Here is a 1,421-nt window from a genome sequence, read left to right as displayed (position 1 = left end):
TAGCATTACAGTTGCGATTTTCCGATAGCTCTGAATCTATAGGTCTCCATGATTCGGAGGTCATGGATGGTGGGTGCATCAATCGAGACGACGTTGGAACTGTGGGCATCGTCGCTGCGAGACGTGAAGGCTCGTATGCGCGGGCTGTTTACGCAGGAGCGCGTTGCAGCTTCGGCGAACCGTTTCCTGGATGGCTTATTGGGGGACGAGCGCCGTAAGACGGGCTGGATGCGGGCTGAGGCGGCTGGTGATTCAGGCCCTTGGAAGCAACAAGCCATCCTGGGTCGCGGCCGGTGGGAAGCCGACGAACTCCGCGATATCGTGCGAGGGTATGTCATCGAGCACCTTGCCGCAGATGATGCGGTCCTTGTCATCGATGAGACCGGTTTTCTCAAGCAGGGTAAGACATCCTGCGGAGTTTCGCGTCAATACACAGGCTCAGTGGGCAAGATAACGAACTGCCAGATCGGTGTGTTCGCCGCCTATGTGTCAGCTCGCGGGCATGCCTTTATCGATCGAGCCCTCTACTTGCCCAAGAGTTGGACCAGCGACCCCGCGAGACTTGCGGTCGCTCATGTTCCTGAAGCTGTAACGTTCGCCACCAAGCCAGCCCTTGCCGTCGATATGATCGAGCGTGCGCTGGTCGCCAATGTGCCGTTTTCATGGGTGGCTGCGGATGCCGTGTATGGCGTCGGGGACGTCGAAGGAGCCCTGCGCCGCGCCTGCAAAGGGTATGTTTTGGGCGTTAAATCGGACCATCATTTCGGCTCTTGGTCGGGTAAGCCTGCGGTCGCAGGCACGGCCCAGGAGATCGCTCGCGATCTTGACCCAGATGCGTGGCAACGTCTGTCCGCCGGTGACGGTACCAAAGGCGCACGGCTTCATGACTGGGCCTATTGCGAACTGGCCGATCTCAACGCAGACGAATATAACGAGACGGAAACCGGGCTTTGGACCCGTGGGCTCCTTATTCGGCGCAACATCAGCGACGGTGATCTTGCATTCTTCACGACCTGGTGCCCAGCCGGAACAGGCATCCAAACGCTCGTTTCCGTCGAGGGCCATCGCTGGGCGATCGAAGACAGCTTCGAGACCGCCAAGAACGAACTCGGCCTCGATCACAACGAGACCCGCTCTTGGCATGGCTGGCATCGCCATGTCTCTCTCGTCATGCTCGCCTTCGCAATGATGGCTGTGATCCGATATCGCGCCAATGACGCGGCGCCCCAAAAAAGACCGCGGATGCCGACCATCAAGATCTGATCCGCTGGTCCATCCAGGAGGTCCGACGCATTACTAATAAGCTTGCCCAGAGGCGCATAAAGCCTGCCTATGTCATCGCATGGTCATGCTGGAGACGAGCGCATCAAGCTAACTCTCGACGCGCTCACTTGAAATCAAAATCGCAACTGTAATGCTAG

1 protein-coding gene is annotated in these 1,421 nt (G+C 58.1%); it reads left to right on the top strand.

Features of this window, described 5'->3' with window-relative positions:
• The first annotated feature begins 48 nt into the window (after positions 1-48).
• Positions 49-1,263, top strand: coding sequence for an IS701 family transposase (locus tag C8J33_RS26800; RefSeq protein ID WP_132443241.1), 1,215 nt, complete (start codon positions 49-51; stop codon positions 1,261-1,263).
• The last annotated feature ends 158 nt before the right edge of the window (positions 1,264-1,421 follow it).

This window comes from Rhizobium sp. PP-CC-3G-465 (assembly GCF_004343445.1).
GTDB classification, from domain to species: Bacteria; Pseudomonadota; Alphaproteobacteria; order Rhizobiales; family Rhizobiaceae; genus Ferranicluibacter; species Ferranicluibacter rubi.
This window is presented reverse-complemented; position numbering and strand designations above follow the sequence as displayed.